General features: G+C 72.1%; 11 protein-coding genes. 6 read left to right on the top strand and 5 right to left on the bottom strand.

What is annotated here, in order from left to right; translation table 11 throughout:
* Positions 1–72 precede the first annotated feature (72 nt).
* From Q8W71_RS11565 to Q8W71_RS11555, 3 genes are all read right to left on the bottom strand, one after another.
* A complete protein-coding gene (locus tag Q8W71_RS11565) occupies positions 73–1,437 on the bottom strand; it encodes an aminotransferase class I/II-fold pyridoxal phosphate-dependent enzyme (protein WP_305525519.1) in 1,365 nt (454 codons plus the stop codon).
* The gene (locus Q8W71_RS11560) at positions 1,434–8,873 is read right to left on the bottom strand and encodes a type I polyketide synthase (RefSeq protein ID WP_305525518.1); all 7,440 of its coding nucleotides are present in this window, start codon (positions 8,871–8,873) and stop codon (positions 1,434–1,436) included. Before Q8W71_RS11560 ends, Q8W71_RS11565 begins: the two co-directional genes overlap by 4 nt.
* 375 nt (positions 8,874–9,248) lie before the next feature.
* On the bottom strand, positions 9,249–10,580 hold the full coding sequence (locus Q8W71_RS11555) for a UDP-glucose dehydrogenase family protein (protein WP_305525517.1): 1,332 nt from the start codon (positions 10,578–10,580) through the stop codon (positions 9,249–9,251).
* 375 nt (positions 10,581–10,955) lie between these two features.
* Between Q8W71_RS11555 and argB the strand changes: the two genes are divergently transcribed.
* From argB to cuyB, 6 genes are all read left to right on the top strand, one after another.
* Positions 10,956–11,849, top strand: a complete 894-nt coding sequence (gene argB / locus Q8W71_RS11550; protein WP_305525516.1) for an acetylglutamate kinase — start codon at positions 10,956–10,958, stop codon at positions 11,847–11,849.
* 220 nt (positions 11,850–12,069) lie between these two features.
* Positions 12,070–12,747 carry a pyrimidine 5'-nucleotidase gene (locus Q8W71_RS11545; protein WP_305525584.1) on the top strand — a complete coding sequence of 226 codons (678 nt, stop codon included), beginning with the start codon at positions 12,070–12,072 and terminating at the stop codon, positions 12,745–12,747.
* Positions 12,717–13,154: a metallopeptidase family protein gene (locus tag Q8W71_RS11540; RefSeq protein WP_370875390.1), complete on the top strand. Its 438-nt coding sequence runs from the start codon at positions 12,717–12,719 to the stop codon at positions 13,152–13,154. The genes Q8W71_RS11545 and Q8W71_RS11540 overlap by 31 nt, the downstream gene beginning before the upstream one ends.
* Before the next feature lie 122 nt (positions 13,155–13,276).
* Entirely contained in the window at positions 13,277–13,675 is a 399-nt protein-coding gene (rplS, locus tag Q8W71_RS11535; RefSeq protein ID WP_305525514.1) for a 50S ribosomal protein L19, read from the top strand.
* Positions 13,676–13,770: 95 nt separating this feature from the next.
* Positions 13,771–14,658 (top strand): LysR family transcriptional regulator, encoded by an 888-nt coding sequence (locus Q8W71_RS11530; protein ID WP_305525513.1) that lies wholly within the window; start codon positions 13,771–13,773, stop codon positions 14,656–14,658.
* Positions 14,659–14,717: 59 nt separating this feature from the next.
* Positions 14,718–15,428, top strand: a complete 711-nt coding sequence (gene cuyB, locus Q8W71_RS11525; protein ID WP_305525512.1) for a cysteate racemase — start codon at positions 14,718–14,720, stop codon at positions 15,426–15,428.
* A gap of 9 nt (positions 15,429–15,437) precedes the next feature.
* Here the strand turns inward: cuyB and Q8W71_RS11520 are convergent, their stop codons facing one another.
* Both Q8W71_RS11520 and Q8W71_RS11515 read right to left on the bottom strand, forming a co-directional pair.
* Positions 15,438–16,040, bottom strand: a complete 603-nt coding sequence (locus Q8W71_RS11520; RefSeq protein ID WP_305525511.1) for a LysE family translocator — start codon at positions 16,038–16,040, stop codon at positions 15,438–15,440.
* Between the two features lie 61 nt (positions 16,041–16,101).
* Positions 16,102–17,304 (bottom strand): lytic murein transglycosylase, encoded by a 1,203-nt coding sequence (locus Q8W71_RS11515; protein ID WP_305525510.1) that lies wholly within the window; start codon positions 17,302–17,304, stop codon positions 16,102–16,104.
* Positions 17,305–17,517 lie beyond the last annotated feature (213 nt).

The following is a 17,517-nucleotide window of genomic DNA, read 5'->3' as shown; positions in this document are numbered from 1 at the left end:
CGATACGACGAAAAGAAAGGGGCGCCGACCCGGTGGTCGGCGCCCCTTGTTCGATTCCGCGGCAGCGGAGTGTCAGCGCTTGGCGAGCAACTGCTCGATCAGCGAGCCGCCCTTGTCGATCGCCGAGAGTTCCTCGGCGACCGCGTTGACGGTGTCGCGGATCTGGTCGGCGGTGTGCTCGGAGGTCAGGAAGAAGCGCAGCCGGGAGGCCCGCTCCGGCACCGCCGGGTGGATGATCGGCTGCACGTTGATACCGCGGCGGAACAGCCGGTCCGAGAGCGTCACCGCCTTCAGCGAATCGCCGACGATGATCGGGATCACCGCAAGACCGAGGCTGAAGCCGGTATCGAGGCCGAGCTTCTTGGCGGTCGTCAGGAACAGGTTGCCGTTCTGGCGCAGGCGCTCGACCCGCTCCGGCTCGGCGTGCATCACCCCCAGCGCCGCCTCGGCGGCGGCGGCGAGCGGCGGCGACATGCCGACGCTGTACACGAAACCGCCGGCCGAGTGCTTCAGGTACTCGATCAGCGCGATCGGGCCGCAGATGTAGCCGCCGCAGGTCGAGAGCGTCTTCGACAGCGTGCCCATCCAGATGTCGACCTCCTTCGGGTCGACGCCGCAATGCTCGAACAGGCCCGCGCCGGTGCGGCCGGTGACGCCGAGGCCGTGGGCCTCGTCCACCATCAGCCACGCGTCGTAGCGCTTCTTGAGAGCGACGAAGCCGGCGAGATCCGGCGCGTCGCCGTCCATGCTGTACAGGCCCTCGATCACGATCAGCGCCCGGCGGTGCTCGTGCCGGGTCTGCTGGAGGAGGGTCTCCAGGGCGTCGAGGTCGTTGTGCGCGAACGAGCGGCGCTGCGCCCCGGAGAGCTGCACGCCGGTGACGATGCTGTTGTGGGACAGCGCGTCGTGGAACACCACGTCGCCCGGCTCCAGCAGGGCGCCGATGGTCGTGACGTTGGTGGCGTGCCCGCTCACCATCACCACGCAGCCCTGCGTGCGGTAGTGCTTGGCCAGCGCCTGCTCCAGGCTGATGTGGCCCGGCCGCTCGCCCGCCACCACCCGGCTCGCCGACGCGGAGGTTCCGTAGTTCTCGATCGCCTCGCGCGCCGCGTTGCTGACCCGCGGATGGCCGTTCAGGCCGAGATAGTCGTAAGAGGAGAAGTTGGTGAAGCTGCGCTGGTCGATGCGCGTCGTCGCGCCGGCCTTCGCGTCGTGGACGCGGAAGAACGGGTTGCCGAGGCCGATCAGCTCGGCCGCCGAGCGCTGGAGCTTCAGTTCCCGGTAGCCGGGGAGGTTCTCGAAGTTCTGGGCCGCGCTGGAGGCGGAAGCCTCCGGCGCCTTCACCGGGATCGGGCGCGGCGTGCTGCGCCCGAGTCGATTGGTCACGAAGCCGGCGAGCGCCGCGCGCCCGCCGTCAGGCCGTGCCGTCTGCGTCATTGCAAGGTCTCTTTGAACGCGTTGTCACCTGCCTCGATGAGATCCTTGAGCGGCGCAATCACCGCCGCATCGACCTCACCGCCGACGTGCTTCGCCACGAGACTCATCGCAACGCCGGCCGTCTCGTCCATGGGCGCCGAAACCGCCTGAATTAAGGACTCCGACAGTTCGTTCACCGTCATACCGGAGGAGAGTCCGGCGGGCGGCGAGTCGAGGCCGAAGCGCTCCTGCAGGCTCGCCCCCAGCTCCACGCCCATCAGGGAGTCGAGGCCGATCTCCGAGAGCTGGCGCACGCGGCTGATGTCGTCCTTGGGCAGGCGCAGGATCCGGGCGATGTCCTCGACGATCGCGTCGGCGACGGTCTTGCGGACCGCGTCGACGTCGCCGCCCTTGAGGAGCGCGGCGATGTTGATCGCCTGGACGCCGCCGGCCTCCGCCTGCTGGTCGGAGCCGAGTTCCGCGTAGCTCGGCGAGCGCATGGTGGCCAGCCGCTCGCGCGCCTTGCCCCAGTGCATCGCGGCGATGGCGATCACCGCCTCGTCCGGCGACGAGCCCTGGCCGGACAGCGCCTCCGCCATCAGGTCGAGGCAGCGGCGGGCCTCCATCGGCGTGACGCCGACGCGGCCGGCCAGACCCTCCATGACCGCCTTGTTGCGGGCGAGCATGCCGACATCGCCGATCGCGCCCCAGGCGACCGCGAGGGCCGGAAGACCGCGGCGGCGGCGCTGGCGGGCGAGGCCCTCCATGAAGCCGTTGGCGGCGACGTAGGAGCCCTGGCCCGGGTTGCCGATGAAGGTGGTCGCCGAGGAGAACACGACGAAGTAGTCGAGGCTCCGGTCGCGGGTGGCGGCGTCCAGGTGCTGGGCGCCGATCACCTTCGGCCCGATCACCGCGTCGAGCGCCGCGCCGTCGAGGTTGGCGATCAGGCCGTCCTGGAGCACCGCCGCCGCGTGGATCACGCCGGCGAGCTTCTTGCCGCCCTGCTCGATCTCCGCGAGCATCCGGTCGACCGCCGAGCGGCTGGTGATGTCCACCGCCTTGGCCTGCGCCTCCACGCCGCGCGCCGTCAGTTCCGCGAGGATCGCCTTGGCCTCGTCGCTCGCCGCACCCTTGCGGCCGGCGAGGACGATGCGCTTGGCGCCCTTGTCGGCGAGCCAGCGCGCCGCCTCCAGGCCGAAGCCGCCGAGGCCGCCGGTGACGAGGTGGACCCCGTCCGACGACACCGCGAAGGGCCGGTCGCGGTCGCGCAGGATCGTGCCGGCCTTGGGCGGGCTGATCACGATCTTGCCGACGTGGCCGGACTGCTGCATCAGCCGGAACGCGTCCGAGGTCTCGGCCGCGGTGAAGGGCTGGTACGGCAGCGGCTTGAGACCGCCGTCGTTGAACAGCGCCATCACCTCGCGGAACATCCGCGCGCCGTCGTCGCCCTGGTGCTGGATCACCTGATCGAGGTCGACGCCGAAGTAGCTGAGGTTCCGCCGGAACGGCCGCAGGCCGATATGGGTGTTGGCGACGTAGTCGCGCTTGCCGAGCTCCACGAACCGGCCGAACGGCCGCAGCGCGTTCAGCGAGCGCTCCATCGCCTCGCCGAACAGGCTGTTGAGGACGATGTCGACGCCGTCGCCGGTGATGGCGCGGACCTCGTCGACGAAGGCGAGCGAGCGGGAATCGAGCACGTGCTCGGCACCCAGCGCCTTGACCAGCGCCCGCTTCTCGCGGGAGCCCGCCGTGGCGATGACCCGAGCGCCCTTGAGCTTGGCGATCTGGAGCGCGGCCAAGCCGACGCCGCCCGCACCGCCGTGGACGAGCACCCACTCGCCGCGCCGCATCCGGGCGCAGCTCACGAGGCCGTAATAGGCGGTGAGGAAGGCGACCGGCACGGTGGCCGCCGCCATCGGATCGAGCCCGTTCGGCCGCGGGGCGACCACGAGGTCGGGCACGACGATGTGGGTCGCGAAACCCGACTGGGCGAAGGCGACGACGGGGTCGCCGACCTTGAAGCCCTTCACGCCCGGACCGACCGCGGTGATCGTGCCGGCGCATTCGAGGCCCAGTCGGGGACCGGCGAAGCCGTCCTCGAGGATCTCCTCGGGGAGCATCGACAGCGCCCAGAGCACGTCGCGGAAGTTGAGGCCGGTGGCCTCCACCGCGATCTCCATCTCGCCCTGGCCCGGCTGCCGGCGCTCGGCCGGCCCCCACACCATCTCGTTGAGGCCGCCGGTGTTGCTGCGCTCCAGCCGCGCGGCCTCGGCCGGCACGGCGTCGGCCGGATCGCGGTGCTTCGGCCGGCCGGCGTGGAAGCGGATCACCTGCGTGCGCTCGTCGTCGAGCACGATCTCGGTCTCCGGCGTGCCGGAGAGGATGAGATCGCGCAGGCGCTCCGAGGCGCGCTTCGAGGACATCTCGGGCGAGAGGTCGATGCGGCGCACGTCGAGGTTCGGGGCCTCGTTGGCCAGCGTGCGAGTGAAGGCCCACACGCCCGCCTCGACGTTGGTCGCCTGGCCGCCGCGGTCGCGGGTCGCGCCCGGGGCGACGACCCACAGGCGGGTCTGGCGTGCGCCGAGATGCTCGGTGCAGCGCTTGAGGCTCATGCAGCGGTCGCGCAGGCGCTCGGCCGCCTCGCCGCCCCGGGAGAAGGCGCCGGCCAGGAACACCACCGTGTCCGGCGTCTCCTTCTCCAGCTCCATCAGCGAGGTCTCGGAGTCGAGGATGATCGACACGTGGACCCCGCCCGCCACCAGCAGGGTGGCGAGCGACGAGGCGGTCTCGGCGGCGAACTCGTCGTCCGAGCCGATGACGAAGGCGAAGCTCTGGGCCGGGGCCGGGCCCGGACGCACCGGGGCCTCGGCGACCAGGAGCAGGTCGTCGCCGTTGGCGGAGGCGGCGCGCTCGACCGCGACGCTGACGAGACCGGTGGCGCTCAGGGAGCGCTGCCAGCCCTCGATGTCGTCGAGGCGGCCGACGGGCAGGCCGCCGACGCCCTCCTCGAACCACGCGGGGGTCAGGCCGAACACGAGGTCGCGGAACAGCGACGCGCCGGGCTCGACGGCGATCATCAGGCCGCCGGTGGCGAGCACGGCCGCGAGTTGACCGGTCAGGGCGCGGTCGCCGCGATGCAGGCTCCCGGCCGCGAGGATCAGGTCGAAGCTCGCGGAGGCCAGCTCCTCCGCCGTCTCCGCCACGGCCGTGCCGCGGGCGAGCGACAGGCGGGCGCGCTCGGCGAGGCGCCGGTCGGTCTCGAACACGGTCAGCCGCGCCTCCGCGGCGGCCGCGAACGCCGCGGCCTGGGAGGAGAGCGGGCCGAACCCGACCTGGAGCACGCGCAGGGCGCGCTCCTTCGGGAGCTGCTTGCGGGCCCGGTCGATCAGGCCCGCCACCACGTCTGCCGTGTGGCGCGCCGTTGCCGAGCGCAGCACGAAGGCGTCCACGGCGCCCTGCGGCAGGCTCGGCGCGGCTGTCAGCTCGCCGGCGAGCAGGCGGTCGACGGTCGCGCCGATATCGGCGATCAGCACCAGCTCGGCCGAGAGGTCGGGGTGGTCGCCCGCGATCCAGCGCATGATCTCGTCCGGCGCCGGCAGGGCCGAGCCGTCGCCCAGCGCCCAGCCGTCTCCGACGCGCTCGGCGAGGCCGCTGCTCTCCAGAGCGGAGAGGGCGTTGGTGAGCCAGAGGCGCAGATCGTCCGGCACCCGCTCGTCGGAGATGCGGACGGTGCCGCCATCGGCGAGGCCCGACGCCAGCCGGAAGGCCAGCGAGGTCGCCCAGCCCTCCAGCAGGAGGTGGCCCGGCGACAGCGCGGCGTCGCCCGAGGTCTTCGCGGTCTCGACGAGCGGCCGCAGGCGCGCGGCCACGCTCGGGCGGCGCTCCATCGGGATCGCGGTCGGCTCGGTGGCGAGTTCCGGCACCTGCGAGATCGCGTAGGCCGAGAGGTCGCCGCCGCCCTTGGCGCGCAGGGCCTGGAAGCGGCCCTCGCGGATCGTGGCGACCACCTCGCCCTCGGCGTCGAGGAGCGTGAAGTCGGCCAGGATCGAGCGCTCGTTGCAGCGGCGCGTGCGGATCACCGAGCGGGCGATGACGGCGCCGGGGCGCACGAGGCGGACCTCGCCGAACCGGACCGGGATGTAGGCCTTGCCCGCGCCTTCGCCGAGCAGGTCGGCGAACAGCAGGATCAGGCCGTGGAAGCAGGCATCGAGCCGCGCCGGCGACAGGGCGTAGCGCGGGTCGGCCTCGCCGGGGAGGAGATCGGAGACGATCGTCGCCTCGTCGAGGCGGGCGCTCATCGCGACCTGCCGGAAGCTCGGGCCGAAGTTGAGGCCGGAGGCCAGGGCGTTGGCGTAGAGCGCCTCGCCGGCCATCACGTGGTCGCCGGCGGAGTCGAAGTCGAAACCGTTCAGGTCCGGCTTCTTCGGCGGCGAGAACGTGCCCTCGACGATCTTGGCCTGGGCGTGGAGCTGCCAGGGGGCCTGGGTCAGGCGCGGGCGGCTGAGCACCTGGATGCCGTTGCCGCTGCCGGCGAGCCGCACCGTCACCTCGCGCAGGGCGTCCTCGGCGAACACCATCGGCGAGAGGATCTCGAACTCGGACAGCACGACGTGGTCGTCGTCCAGCGCGGCGCGGGCGGCCGACAGCACCATCTCGACGAAGCCGGCGCCGGGCATGATCACCTGCCCGTCGACGCGGTGGTCGTCGAGCTCGGGCACCGTGTCCGCGTCGACGTAGCCGTGCCAGTCGAGGCCGTCCGCCTCCTGGCGCGAGCCGATCAGCGGGTGGTAGGGGCGGGGGCTGGTGGCGCCGATGCTCTCGGTGGTGTCGGCGAGCTTGAAGGCCCGGCGCTGCCAGGGGTAGCTCGGCAGGCGCACGTCGCCGCGCGGGGCGGCTCCGAACAGCAGCGCCTCGTCGACCGCCGCGCCCTGCACCAGGGCCGCGCTCACGGCCTTGGCGATCGGGTCGCCGCCCGAGGCCTTGCGGTGCATGACGCCGACGGTGGCGGTCTCGATGCCGAGCGGCTCCACCGCGTCGCCGACGTGGGACATCAGGGTCGCGCGCGGGCCGACCTCGACGAACACCCGGGCGCCCTGGCGGGTCGCCTCCTGCACGGCGTCGCAGAAGCGGACCGGCTCGCGGATGTTGCGCCACCAGTAGGTCGGGCCGAAGGCGGCGCCGTCCAGCGCCTTGCCGGTCACGGTAGAGACCATCTTCGTGGTGCCGCCCCGCGGCTTCAGGCCGGCGAGATCGCGCAGCAGCGGCTTCTCGGTCGGGTCCATCAGCCGCCCGTGGAAGGCGTAGGCGAGGTCGAGCTTGCGGCCGCGGCGGCGGCGGCGCGACAGGGCCTTGAGCGCCGCGTCGACATCCTCCACCGGCCCGGCGACGGTGACCGCCTTCGGGCTGTTGATCGCGGCGACGTCGAGGGTCGGGAAGTCCTTCAGGAAGGCGCCGACCTCGTCGGCCGGCATCAGCAGCACCGCCATGGTGCCCTGGCCGTGGGTCGTCTCCTGGTGGTGGCTGCGGTAGTAGATGACCTTGACCGCGTCCTCGAGGCTGAGGATGCCGGCGGCCTCGGCGGCGGCGATCTCGCCGACGCTGTGGCCCAGCACGTAGGCCGGCGCGAGGCCCCGGGCGCGCAGCGCCGCCGTCGAGGCGCTCTCGATCGCGAAGATCAGCGGCTGCGAGACGCTGGTGAGCGCGAGCCGCTCGTCGAGGTCCTCGGCGTAGAGCGCGTCTTTCAGCGACCAGCCGGAGAGCGGGCGGAACAGCGCGTCGATCCGGTCGAAGGCCGCGCGGAAGATCGCGTTCTCCTCGTAGGCCTCGCGGCCCATGCCGGCCCACTGGCTGCCGTTGCCGGAATAGACGAAGGCCACCTCGGCGGCGCGGTCGACCGCCGTGCCGGTGAAGGCGTCCTGCGCGTCCTCGCCTTCGCCGACGGCCCGCAGCGTCGCGGCCACGTCGGCCTTGCCGTCGAGTGCGATCGCGAGGCGGGCCGGCATGCGCTCGCGGCGATGCGCGACCGCCGCGGCGACGGCGCCGACCTCGGCGGGCTTGCCCTCGAAGCGCTCGGCGTAGTCGAGGGCCAGCTCGTTGAGGGCGGCCCGGGTCTGGGCCGAGAGCAGCAGCACCTGCGCGGGCGCGCCGTCGGCCTTCGCGGCCGCCGGGGCGAGATCCGGGTCGGTGACGACGACGTGGGCGTTGGTGCCGCCGAAGCCGAACGAGTTGACGCCGGCGAAGCGCTGGCGCGCGCCCCGCGCGATCGGGCGGCCCTCGCGGACGACGTCAAGGTTCAGCTCGCCGAACGGGATGTCGGGGTTGAGCTCGGCCGCGTGGAGCGAGGGCGGCACGAGGTCGTGCTCCAGGGCCAGCGTCGCCTTCATCAGGCCGGCGAGGCCGGAGACCGGCTCGGTGTGGCCGATATTGGTCTTGATCGAGCCGATCGGCAGCGGCGCCTTGCGGCCCTTGCCGAGCTTCGTGCCGATGGCCGAGGCCTCGATCGGGTCGCCGACCGGCGTGCCGGTGCCGTGCGCCTCCATGAAGGCGAGGTCGTCGACGGAGATCTCGGCCTCGCGGTAGACCTTCTCCAGCAGGGCGGCCTGGGCGTAGCCGGAGGGCAGGGAGATGCCGGTGGTGCGCCCGTCCGAGTTGACGCCGGAGGCGGCGACCACGGCGCGCACGGTCGAGCCGGCGCGGCGCGCGGCCTCGGCCGATTGCAGCACCAGAACGACGCCGCCCTCGGAGCGGACGTAGCCGTCCGCGTTCGCCGAGAACGCCTGGCACAGGCCGGTGCGCGACAGCATCTGCGCGGCGGAGAAGCAGATGAAGTTGAACGGGCTCGCGAGCACGTTGACGCCGGCCACCACCGCGGTGTCGACGCGGCCCGAGCGAATCGCCTGCACGGCGTTGTCGAAGGCGACCAGCGAGGACGAGCAAGCGGTGTCGACCGTGAAGCTCGGACCCTTGAGGTCGTAGATGTAGGAGATGCGGTTCGAGAGGATCGAGAGCGTGTTGCCGGTCGCCGTGTAGGCATCGCCCGACGGCGCATCGAGGATGCGCAGGTTGCCGTAATCCAGCGACGAGGCGCCGACGAACACGCCGATGTGATTGCCGGCCACGTTCGACGGGCGCAGGCCCGCGTCCTCCAGCGCCTCCCAGGTCAGCTCGAGCAGGAGCCGCTGCTGCGGATCCATCTGCTCGGCCTCGCGCGGCGAGATGCCGAACACCGCCGGGTCGAACGCCCAGACGTCGTCGAGGACGCCCGCGGCGAAGGTGTAGCTCTTGCCGCGCTCATGGGCGCGCGGGTGGGAGAACCGTTCGAGCGAGAACCGATCGCCCGGCACGCGGCTCACGGCGCAACGTCCCTCGGAGAGGAGTTGCCACAGCCCGTCGACGCTCGGCGCCCCGGGGAGTCGGCACGCACGACCGACGATCGCGATGTCTGTACGTTGTGTCACGTTCGGTTCGCACACGCTCGTTAACGGGAGTCGCCCCGGCTTGCGCCGGACGGATACCGTATCGTCTCACCCCCTTAGTATGGCACCATTGCGGTGTCCAACCCGGTCCCGGCCCGCATCATCCCTGCACGCCGAGATTGTGGGAGGCTGTGACATGTATTCATCAGCGCCAACGGCAGTGCCTGTCCGCCTAACGCCAAGATAGTTCGGCTCAAGCGACCATCGAAAAGGCCGCGCTACCATGACAAAGCCACAATTGCGCAACCGCTGATCGCGGCGACCTGAAGACTCGGCCCTTGATCTTGCACGCGACTCGCGGTCACGTTCGCAGATCTGGCCGTATAATTCACCTGCTCTGCGAGCTCGGGCCCAGGCTCAAGATGCCTGCCCGGCTGTGCAATCCTTCACCCGGCCGATGCCTTGGTATGTAAAACCGTGGCGTTCGGCGCTGGCCGCGTCGTAGATGTTGCGCAGGTCGACGAGGACGGGCGTGCGCATCGCCGCCCGCAGCCGGTCGAGATCCAGCGCCCGGAACGCGTTCCATTCCGTCACGATCACGAGAGCGTCCGCCCCCTCCGCGCAATCGTAGGCGTCGCCGGTGAACGCCACGCCCGGCAGCAGCGCCCGCGCCTGGTCCATCCCCTCCGGATCGTAGGCCCTCACCCGCGCGCCGGCGTCCTGCAGGCCCGCGATCACCGCCAGGGCAGGCGCCTCGCGCATGTCGTCGGTGTCCGGCTTGAACGTCAGGCCCAGCACCGCCACCGTCTTGTCGCGCACGTTGCCCCCGCAGGCGCGGATCACCTTGCGCGCCATCGCCCGCTTGCGGCTGTCGTTGACCGCCACCACCGTCTCGACGATCCGCAGCGGGCTGGCCGCGTCCTGCGCCGTCTTGACCAGCGCCAGCGTGTCCTTGGGGAAGCACGAGCCGCCGTAGCCCGGACCGGCGTGCAGGAACTTCGTGCCGATGCGCCCGTCGAGCCCGATGCCGCGGGCCACCTGCTGCACGTCGGCCCCCACCGCCTCGCACAGGTCCGCGATCTCGTTGATGAAGGTGATCTTGGTGGCCAGGAAGGCGTTGGCGGCGTACTTGGTCAGCTCGGCCGTGCGCCGGCCTGTCACAAGGATCGGCGCGGCGTTGAGGTAGAGCGGCCGGTAGATCTCCCGCAGCACGGCCTCGGCGCGGGGATCCTCGGTGCCGACCACGATGCGGTCGGGGCGCTTGAAGTCGGCGATGGCCGCGCCCTCGCGCAGGAACTCGGGGTTCGACACCACCGCGACGTCGGCGTCGGGCGCGGTCTCGCGAATGATCCGCTCGACCTCGTCGCCCGTGCCGACCGGCACGGTCGACTTGGTGATCACGACCGTGTGGCCGGTCAGCGCCGCGGCGATCTCGCGGGCGGCGGCGAAGACGAAGCTGAGGTCGGCGAAGCCGTCGCCGCGGCGGGACGGGGTGCCGACCGCGATGAACACCGCGTCGGCCTCGGCCACCGCCTCGTGCAGGCGGGTGCGGAAGGCCAGCCGGCCCTGGCGGACGTTCTCGGCGACCAGCGCGTCGAGCCCCGGCTCGTAGATCGGCATGCGGCCGGCTTCGAGGGCGGCGATCTTGTCGGGATCGCGATCGACGCAGGTCACCGCGTGGCCGAAATCCGCGAGGCACGCCCCCGAGACGAGACCGACATACCCGGCCCCAACCATCACGATCCGCATCGGCATCTCCCGGTGTCGCGCCGAGCGGCTTGCTGCGTTGCAACATGAGCCGCGCGCCGATGGGTTTCAACCCGGGCCGCGCCGCGCGGCGCCGGGCGTGTCGCATCGCTGCAACACCGCGAAATCGCGACCCAATTTTGACGGCGCGGCCGTGGACGGGCCCGCATCCGCCCGAACCGGGTGCGGGGCCCGCGCCACGGCTTCGCAGGGGACGCGGCATCCTGTAGAAGCGCGCCGCCCGCTGGGCACGAAGTCCCGCATCTGCCGGGGAGCCGGTCGCGCCGCGGCGCCGCGCCGGAATCCCGATTTGTCGCGCCGCCCGCACGACCCGACACCCTGTCGCCGGGCCGCGCCGAAGAGGACAGCCGAAGGACGATGACCGAACTGCCGAACGTGCACGTGCGCGCCGAGATCCTCGCCCAGGCGCTGCCCCACATGCAGCGCTACGACCAGGAGATCGTGGTCATCAAGTACGGCGGCCACGCGATGGGCGATCCGGCGGCGGCCGAGACCTTCGCGCAGGACGTGGTGCTGCTGGAGCAGTCGGGCCTGAAGCCCCTGGTCGTCCACGGGGGCGGACCGCAGATCGGGCGGATGCTCGACCGGCTCGGCATCCAGTCCGAGTTCCGCGGCGGCCTGCGCGTCACCGACGCCGCCACCGTCGAGGTGGTCGAGATGGTTCTGGCCGGCTCGATCAACAAGCAGATCGTCGGCTGGATCTCGGGGCAGGGCGGCCGGGCGATCGGCCTGTGCGGCAAGGACGGCAACATGGTCCGCGCGCGGCGCGCCCTGAAGACCTACCGCGACCCCGACAGCCAGGTGGAGCAGGTGCTCGACCTCGGCCTCGTGGGCGAGCCCGAGCACGTCGAGCGCGGCGTCCTCGACGCGGTGCTGAAGGCCGAGCTGATCCCGGTGCTCGCCCCCGTGGCCTACGGGGCGGACGGGCAGACCTACAACGTCAACGCCGACACCTTCTCCGGGGCGATCGCCGGGGCGGTGCGGGCCAAGCGCCTGCTGCTGCTCACCGACGTGCCCGGCGTGCTCGACAAGGACAAGAAGCTGATCCCCGAGCTGACCGTGGAGGATTGCCGGCGGCTGATCGCCGACGGCACCATCACCGGCGGGATGATCCCGAAGATCGAGACCTGCATGTACGCCATAGACCGCGGCGTCGAGGCGGTGGTCATCCTCGACGGCAAGGTCAACCACGCGGTGCTGCTGGAGCTGTTCACCAATTACGGCGCTGGCACGCTGATTCGGCGGGCCTGACCGCGCCGCGGCAACCGCCGCGGGTCTCGCGCATTGTCGTCGCCCGGTCGTCACGATCGGGTGCGACACCCGCCGGCTCGGCCGCCCGGCCCCCACGGAACCTGAGAAGGGTACGGTGTACCGCTCCAGTCCAGATCCAAGCCCAAACCCGGATCGCGACCCGAATCCGGATCGCGGCCGGGACCACTTCACCACCCCCGCCGCCCGCGGCTTCGCCAAGGTGGACACCTGGGTGTTCGACCTCGACAATACGCTCTACCCGAGCGACGCGCGGGTCTGGCCACAGGTCGACGAGCGCATCACCCTCTACGTGATGCGCCTCTACGGCCTCGACGCGATCTCGGCCCGCGCCCTGCAGAAGTATTTCTACCACCGCTACGGCACCACCCTGAAGGCGCTGATGGTGGAGGAGGGCGTCGATCCGCACGACTTCCTCGACTTCGCCCACGACATCGACCACTCGGCGATCCGGCTCGACGCGAGCCTCGGCGCGGCGATCGAGCGGCTGCCCGGCCGCAAGCTGATCCTCACCAACGGCTCTCGCCGCCACGCCGAGAACGTCGCGGGCAAGCTCGGCATCCTCGACCATTTCGAGGACGTGTTCGACATCGCCGCCGCCGATTTCGTCCCGAAGCCCGAGCGCGCGACCTACGAGCTGTTCCTGCGCGTCCACGGGGTCGAGCCCGCCCGCGCGGCGCTGTTCGAGGACATCGCCCGCAACCTCACCGTGCCGCACGAACTCGGCATGGCCACCGTCCTTGTCGTGCCGCGGATCGCCGACCCCTACCGGGAGGCGTTCGAGCAGGAGGCGGTGCAGGAACCGCACATCGACCACATCACCGACGACCTCGCGGAATTCCTCGACCGATGCGTGATGCCGGAGACGCGGACGCCGTGAGCGGGCTGGCGGCGGCGCGGGCTCCGGACCTCGCGGCGATCGAGGCGCTGGCGGAGGCCGCCTTCGCCGCGCTGCCGGAGGACTTCCGGCGGCTCTGCGCGGGGGTGGCGATCCACGTCGAGGATTTCCCCGACGCCGACACGCTCGCCGAGATGGGCTGCGAGACCGAGTTCGACCTGCTCGGCCTGTTCCGCGGCGTCGGGCTCGCGCAGGGCGGGGACCTCGTCACCGGGCAGATGCCCAACGCGGTGTGGCTCTACCGCCGCCCGCTGCTCGACTACTGGGCCGAGTACGACGAGACGCTGGGCGACCTCGTCACCCACGTCCTCGTCCACGAGATCGGCCACCATTTCGGCCTGTCGGACGACGACATGGCCCGGATCGAGGCGGCCGCCGACCGCGACTGACCTCGGCAATCGACAAGCGGGCGACCGTGGTGTACGGAGCCGCCCAACTCACAACAGGATCGCCGAAATCCTGTGCCCGCGGCCCATCCGGGGCGGCGCGGCGCGACGGCCGGAGCATTGCCATGAACATCATCGAGCAGTTGGAGCGCGAGGAAGTCGCGCGTCTCGCCAAGACCGTCCCCGACTTCGAGCCGGGCGACACCGTGATCGTCAACGTGCGCGTCAAGGAGGGCGAGCGCACCCGCGTTCAGGCCTACGAGGGCGTCTGCATCGCCCGTTCCGGCGGCGGCCTCAACGAGAGCTTCACCGTCCGCAAGATCTCCTACGGCGAAGGCGTCGAGCGCGTCTTCCCCGTGCACTCGCCGATGATCGACTCGATCAAGGTCGCCCGCCGCGGCAAGGTCCGCCGGGCCAAGCTGTACTACCTGCGCGACCGCCGCGGTAAGTCGGCCCGCATCGTCGAGCGCACCGAGCGCACCAAGGCCGGCAAGGACGCCCCCGCGCCGGCCGCCGCCGAGTGATCTCTTCGTATTCGCCGCTCATAGCCTGGGCGGACCAGTCATAAGAAAGCCCGTCCCGGATCGACCGGGACGGGCTTTTTGCGATCACCGCACCCATGGAACTGAAATGGCTTGAGGACTTCGCCAGCCTCGCGCGGACGGGCAGCTTCTCGCGCTCCGCCGAGGCGCGGCACGTCACGCAATCGGCCTTCAGCCGCCGCATCCGCGCGCTCGAGGCGTGGCTCGGCGTCGCGCTCGTCGACCGCAGCACCTACCCGACGACGCTGACGGCGGAGGGCCGCGCCTTCCGCGAGACCGCCGAGGAAGCCGTGCGGATGCTGCACGCCAGCCGCGCCGCCCTCCAGGCCGGCGCCCGGCCGAGCGCGCAGGTCGTGTCGATGGCGGCCCTCCACACGCTTGCCCTGACGGTCTTCCCGCGCTGGTTCCGGCAGATCGAAGCGCGGACCGGCCCCCTCGGCAGCCGCCTCCTGCCGGACGACTTCCACGCCTGCCTACAGGCCTTGGCCGAGGGCGGCTACGACTTCCTGCTGACCTTCCACCACCCGTGCGTGCCGATCCCCCTCGACCCGGCCCTGTTCCCGCACCGGGTGGTGGGGTCGGACAGCCTCGTCCTCGTCCGCGCCGCGGGGGCGGCGGGGGACCTGCCGATGCTCGGCTACGCGAAGGACTCGTTCCTCGGACGGGTCGCGGCCTTCGCCGAGGCGCAGGCCGGCCTGGCGGCCGGCGCGCACGCCCACACCAACGAGAACGCGATGGCCGAGGCGCTGAAGGTGATGGCGCTCGAAGGCCACGGCGTCGCGTGGCTGCCCCGGAGCCTCGCCCTCCGCGACCTCGCGGAGGGCCGGCTCGTGGCGACCGGCCCGGAGACCGCCCTGGAGGTGCGCCTCTACCGCAACGCGGGCCATCGCCGCGGCGCCGTCTCGGCGGTCTGGGAGGCCGCCGGTACGACCGAGGTCATGCGGGATCGGACTGGGGTGGACTGACTCGGCATTGGACCGGGCGCCCGGGGCCGCGCATCGTCGCCGCGGATCGGGAGGCGGCGATGCTCGGTATACTCGGCGGGATGGGGCCGATGGCGACGGTGGACTTCATGGGCAAGATCGTGCGCGCCACGCCCGCCGCCCGCGACCAGGACCACATCCGCATCGTCGCCTGCTCGGCCGCCGACATCCCCGACCGTACCGCCGCGATCCTCGGCGGCGGCGCCGACCCGCTCCCGGCGCTGCGCGACGCCCTGCGCCGACTGGAAGCGGCCGGTGCGACCCGGGTCGCCATCCCCTGCAACACCGCCCACCACTGGCACGCGGCGCTCCAGGCGGAGACAGAGCTGCCGATCCTGCACATCGTGGCGGCGGTGGCCGACGCGCTGGCGGCAAGCGGGGCGGTGGGGGGCCGGGTCGGCCTGCTCGCCACCGACGGGACCCTGGCCACCGGCCTCTACCCGACCCGGCTGGCTCCGCGCGGCTACGCCTGCCGTGCCCCGGACGAGGCCGGGCAGGCCGAGGTCATGGGGGCGATCCGGCTGGTGAAGGCGGGGCGTGTCGCAGCGGCGCGCGCGATCCTGAGCAGGCAGGCGGAGGCGCTGGTCGAGGCCGGCTGCCGATCCGTGGTGATGGCCTGCACCGAGATCCCCGTGGCGCTGGCGGACGTGGAGGAACCCCTGCGCGGCCGGCTGCTCGACGCGACCGAGGCCCTGGCGGCAGCCTGCGTCGCCGCCTGCACGGGGGGCGATTCGGCCCGGCTCGCCGCCTGACTGATCACCTCAGGGCCCGCGCGTCAGCGCCAGCCCGAGGCCCGCGCCGGCGACAAACGCGGCGCCGATCCGGTTGCGCAGGCGCCCCGGCAGCGCCGCGAGGCCGCGCACCCGCCAAGCGAGCACCGCCCAGGTCGAATCGACCAGAAGCGCCAGGACGACGAAGGTGGCGGCGAGCAGGGCGAGCAGCCCCGTCGCGCCGGGGCCGGGCTCGACGAACTGGGGCAGGAAGGCGCCGTAGAACAGCAGCGTCTTCGGATTGGTCAGCGAGACGAGGAAGCCGCGCAGGACGATCCGCCGGACCGGGACCGGCGGCGAGGCCTCGGGCGCGGGGGCCCGCCACGCGGCGACCGCGAGCCAGAGCAGGTAGGCGACGCCGAGCCAGCGCAGGGCCTCGAACCACGCCGCGGAGGCGGAGAGCAGGACGCCCGCGCCCAGAACGGCGAGGGCGAGCTGCGGGATCATCGCCAGCGTCGTGCCGGCGACCGCCGCGAGGCCGGCACGGACACCGCGGGTGAGGCTGGTGCCGACGATGAGCGCCACGTTCGGGCCCGGCAGGAGCAGAAGGCCGACCGAGGCGGCGACGAAGGCGGCGTAGAGGGTCGGCGACATCCGCGGGCTCCGGCTGGCGGAACGCTACGCGATTCGCATCGACGCGTGGAAGCCTGAAGCCTCAGCCGCGCCGCAGCGCCTCCAGCACCTTGCCGCCGGGACGTCCGGTCGGCGTCATGCCGAGCCGGCGCTCGATGTCCTTGATCGCGTCGCGGGTCTTCTGGCCGACCTTGCCGTCCGGCTCGCCGACGTCGTAGCCGCGCGCGGCCAGCCGCGTCTGGAGATCGCGGCGCTCGGCCCGGGAGAGGGGCGGGTCGTCGGTCGGCCACTCGGCCTGGACGCCGGCCCGGCCGCGCAGGCGGTCGGACAGGACCGCGATGGCGAGGCCGTAGGATTCGGCGGCATTGTAGGAGTAGATCGCGTCGAAGTTCTTCGTGACGAGGAAGGCCGGCCCGTTGGCGCCGGCGGGGGCGATGATCCCGGCCGGGCCCTCGCCCGAGAGCGGCCGGCCGTCGATCCGGGTCACGCCGAGCGAGGTCCAGTGCCCGACCGGCTTCTTGTTCTTCCGCCCGGCGGCGGCGACGTTGAAGCCCGCCGGGATGCGCACCTCGTAACCCCAGGGCTGGCCGTTGTGCCACTTGGCGACGCGCAGGAAGTTGGCGGTGGAGCCGACCGCGTCGGCCACCGAATCGACCACGTCGCGGCGCCCGTCGCCGTCGAGGTCGACCGCGAGGCGCTGGTAGGTGGTCGGCATGAACTGGGTCTGGCCGAAGGCCCCGGCCCAGGAGCCGGTCAGCCGCTCGGGGGCGATGTCGCCGCGGTCGATGATCTTGAGGGTGGCGATCAGCTCGCCCCGGAAGAAGTCGCGGCGGCGGTTGTTCGAGCAGGCGAGCGTGGCCAGCGACTGCACCAGCGGCATCTTGCCGAGGTTCTTGCCGAAATTCGACTCGACGCCCCACACCGCGGCGATGGTGTACCGGTCGATGCCGTAGCGCGCTTCCGCCTGGGCGAGCGCCGCCGCGTGCTGGCGCATGGCCGCGCGTCCGTCCTCGACGCGCTCGTCGTCGACCAGCGCCGCCATGTAGTCCCAGATCGGCGTCTTGAACTCGGGCTGGGCTTGGCTCAGCTCGATCACCTTGTCGTCGTAGCCGATCCCGGCCGTGGCGGCCCGGAACGCCTGCGCCGAGACCCCGGCCGCGGCGGCCTGCACCTGGATTCCGGACAGGCACGACGCGAAGTCGGCCCGGGCCGGCCCGGCCGCGGCGGCGCCCGCCAGCAGGCCGAGCCCGAGCGCGATCTGCGGTGCTTTCGGCGGCCTGGGCATATGAACGCTCCCCGGATGTCGCTTTGGAATCTGCGCGCGGATTCAGGCGACATGACGGTTAACGAAGCGTGAGCACCGGCCGTCCACGTCCCCATCGACGGCACGGCGTGCCGACTTGGCGCCGTGCCCGATCGCGTTGCAATCGATCAAGGCTCCAAGTCCGTGTTTTGACGCGCTCTCTTTCGCCGAACCGGCATCCAATTCGGCGGCGAG

The sequence above is a fragment of the Methylobacterium amylolyticum genome (assembly GCF_030700245.1).
Classification (GTDB): domain Bacteria; phylum Pseudomonadota; class Alphaproteobacteria; order Rhizobiales; family Beijerinckiaceae; genus Methylobacterium.
This window is presented reverse-complemented; position numbering and strand designations above follow the sequence as displayed.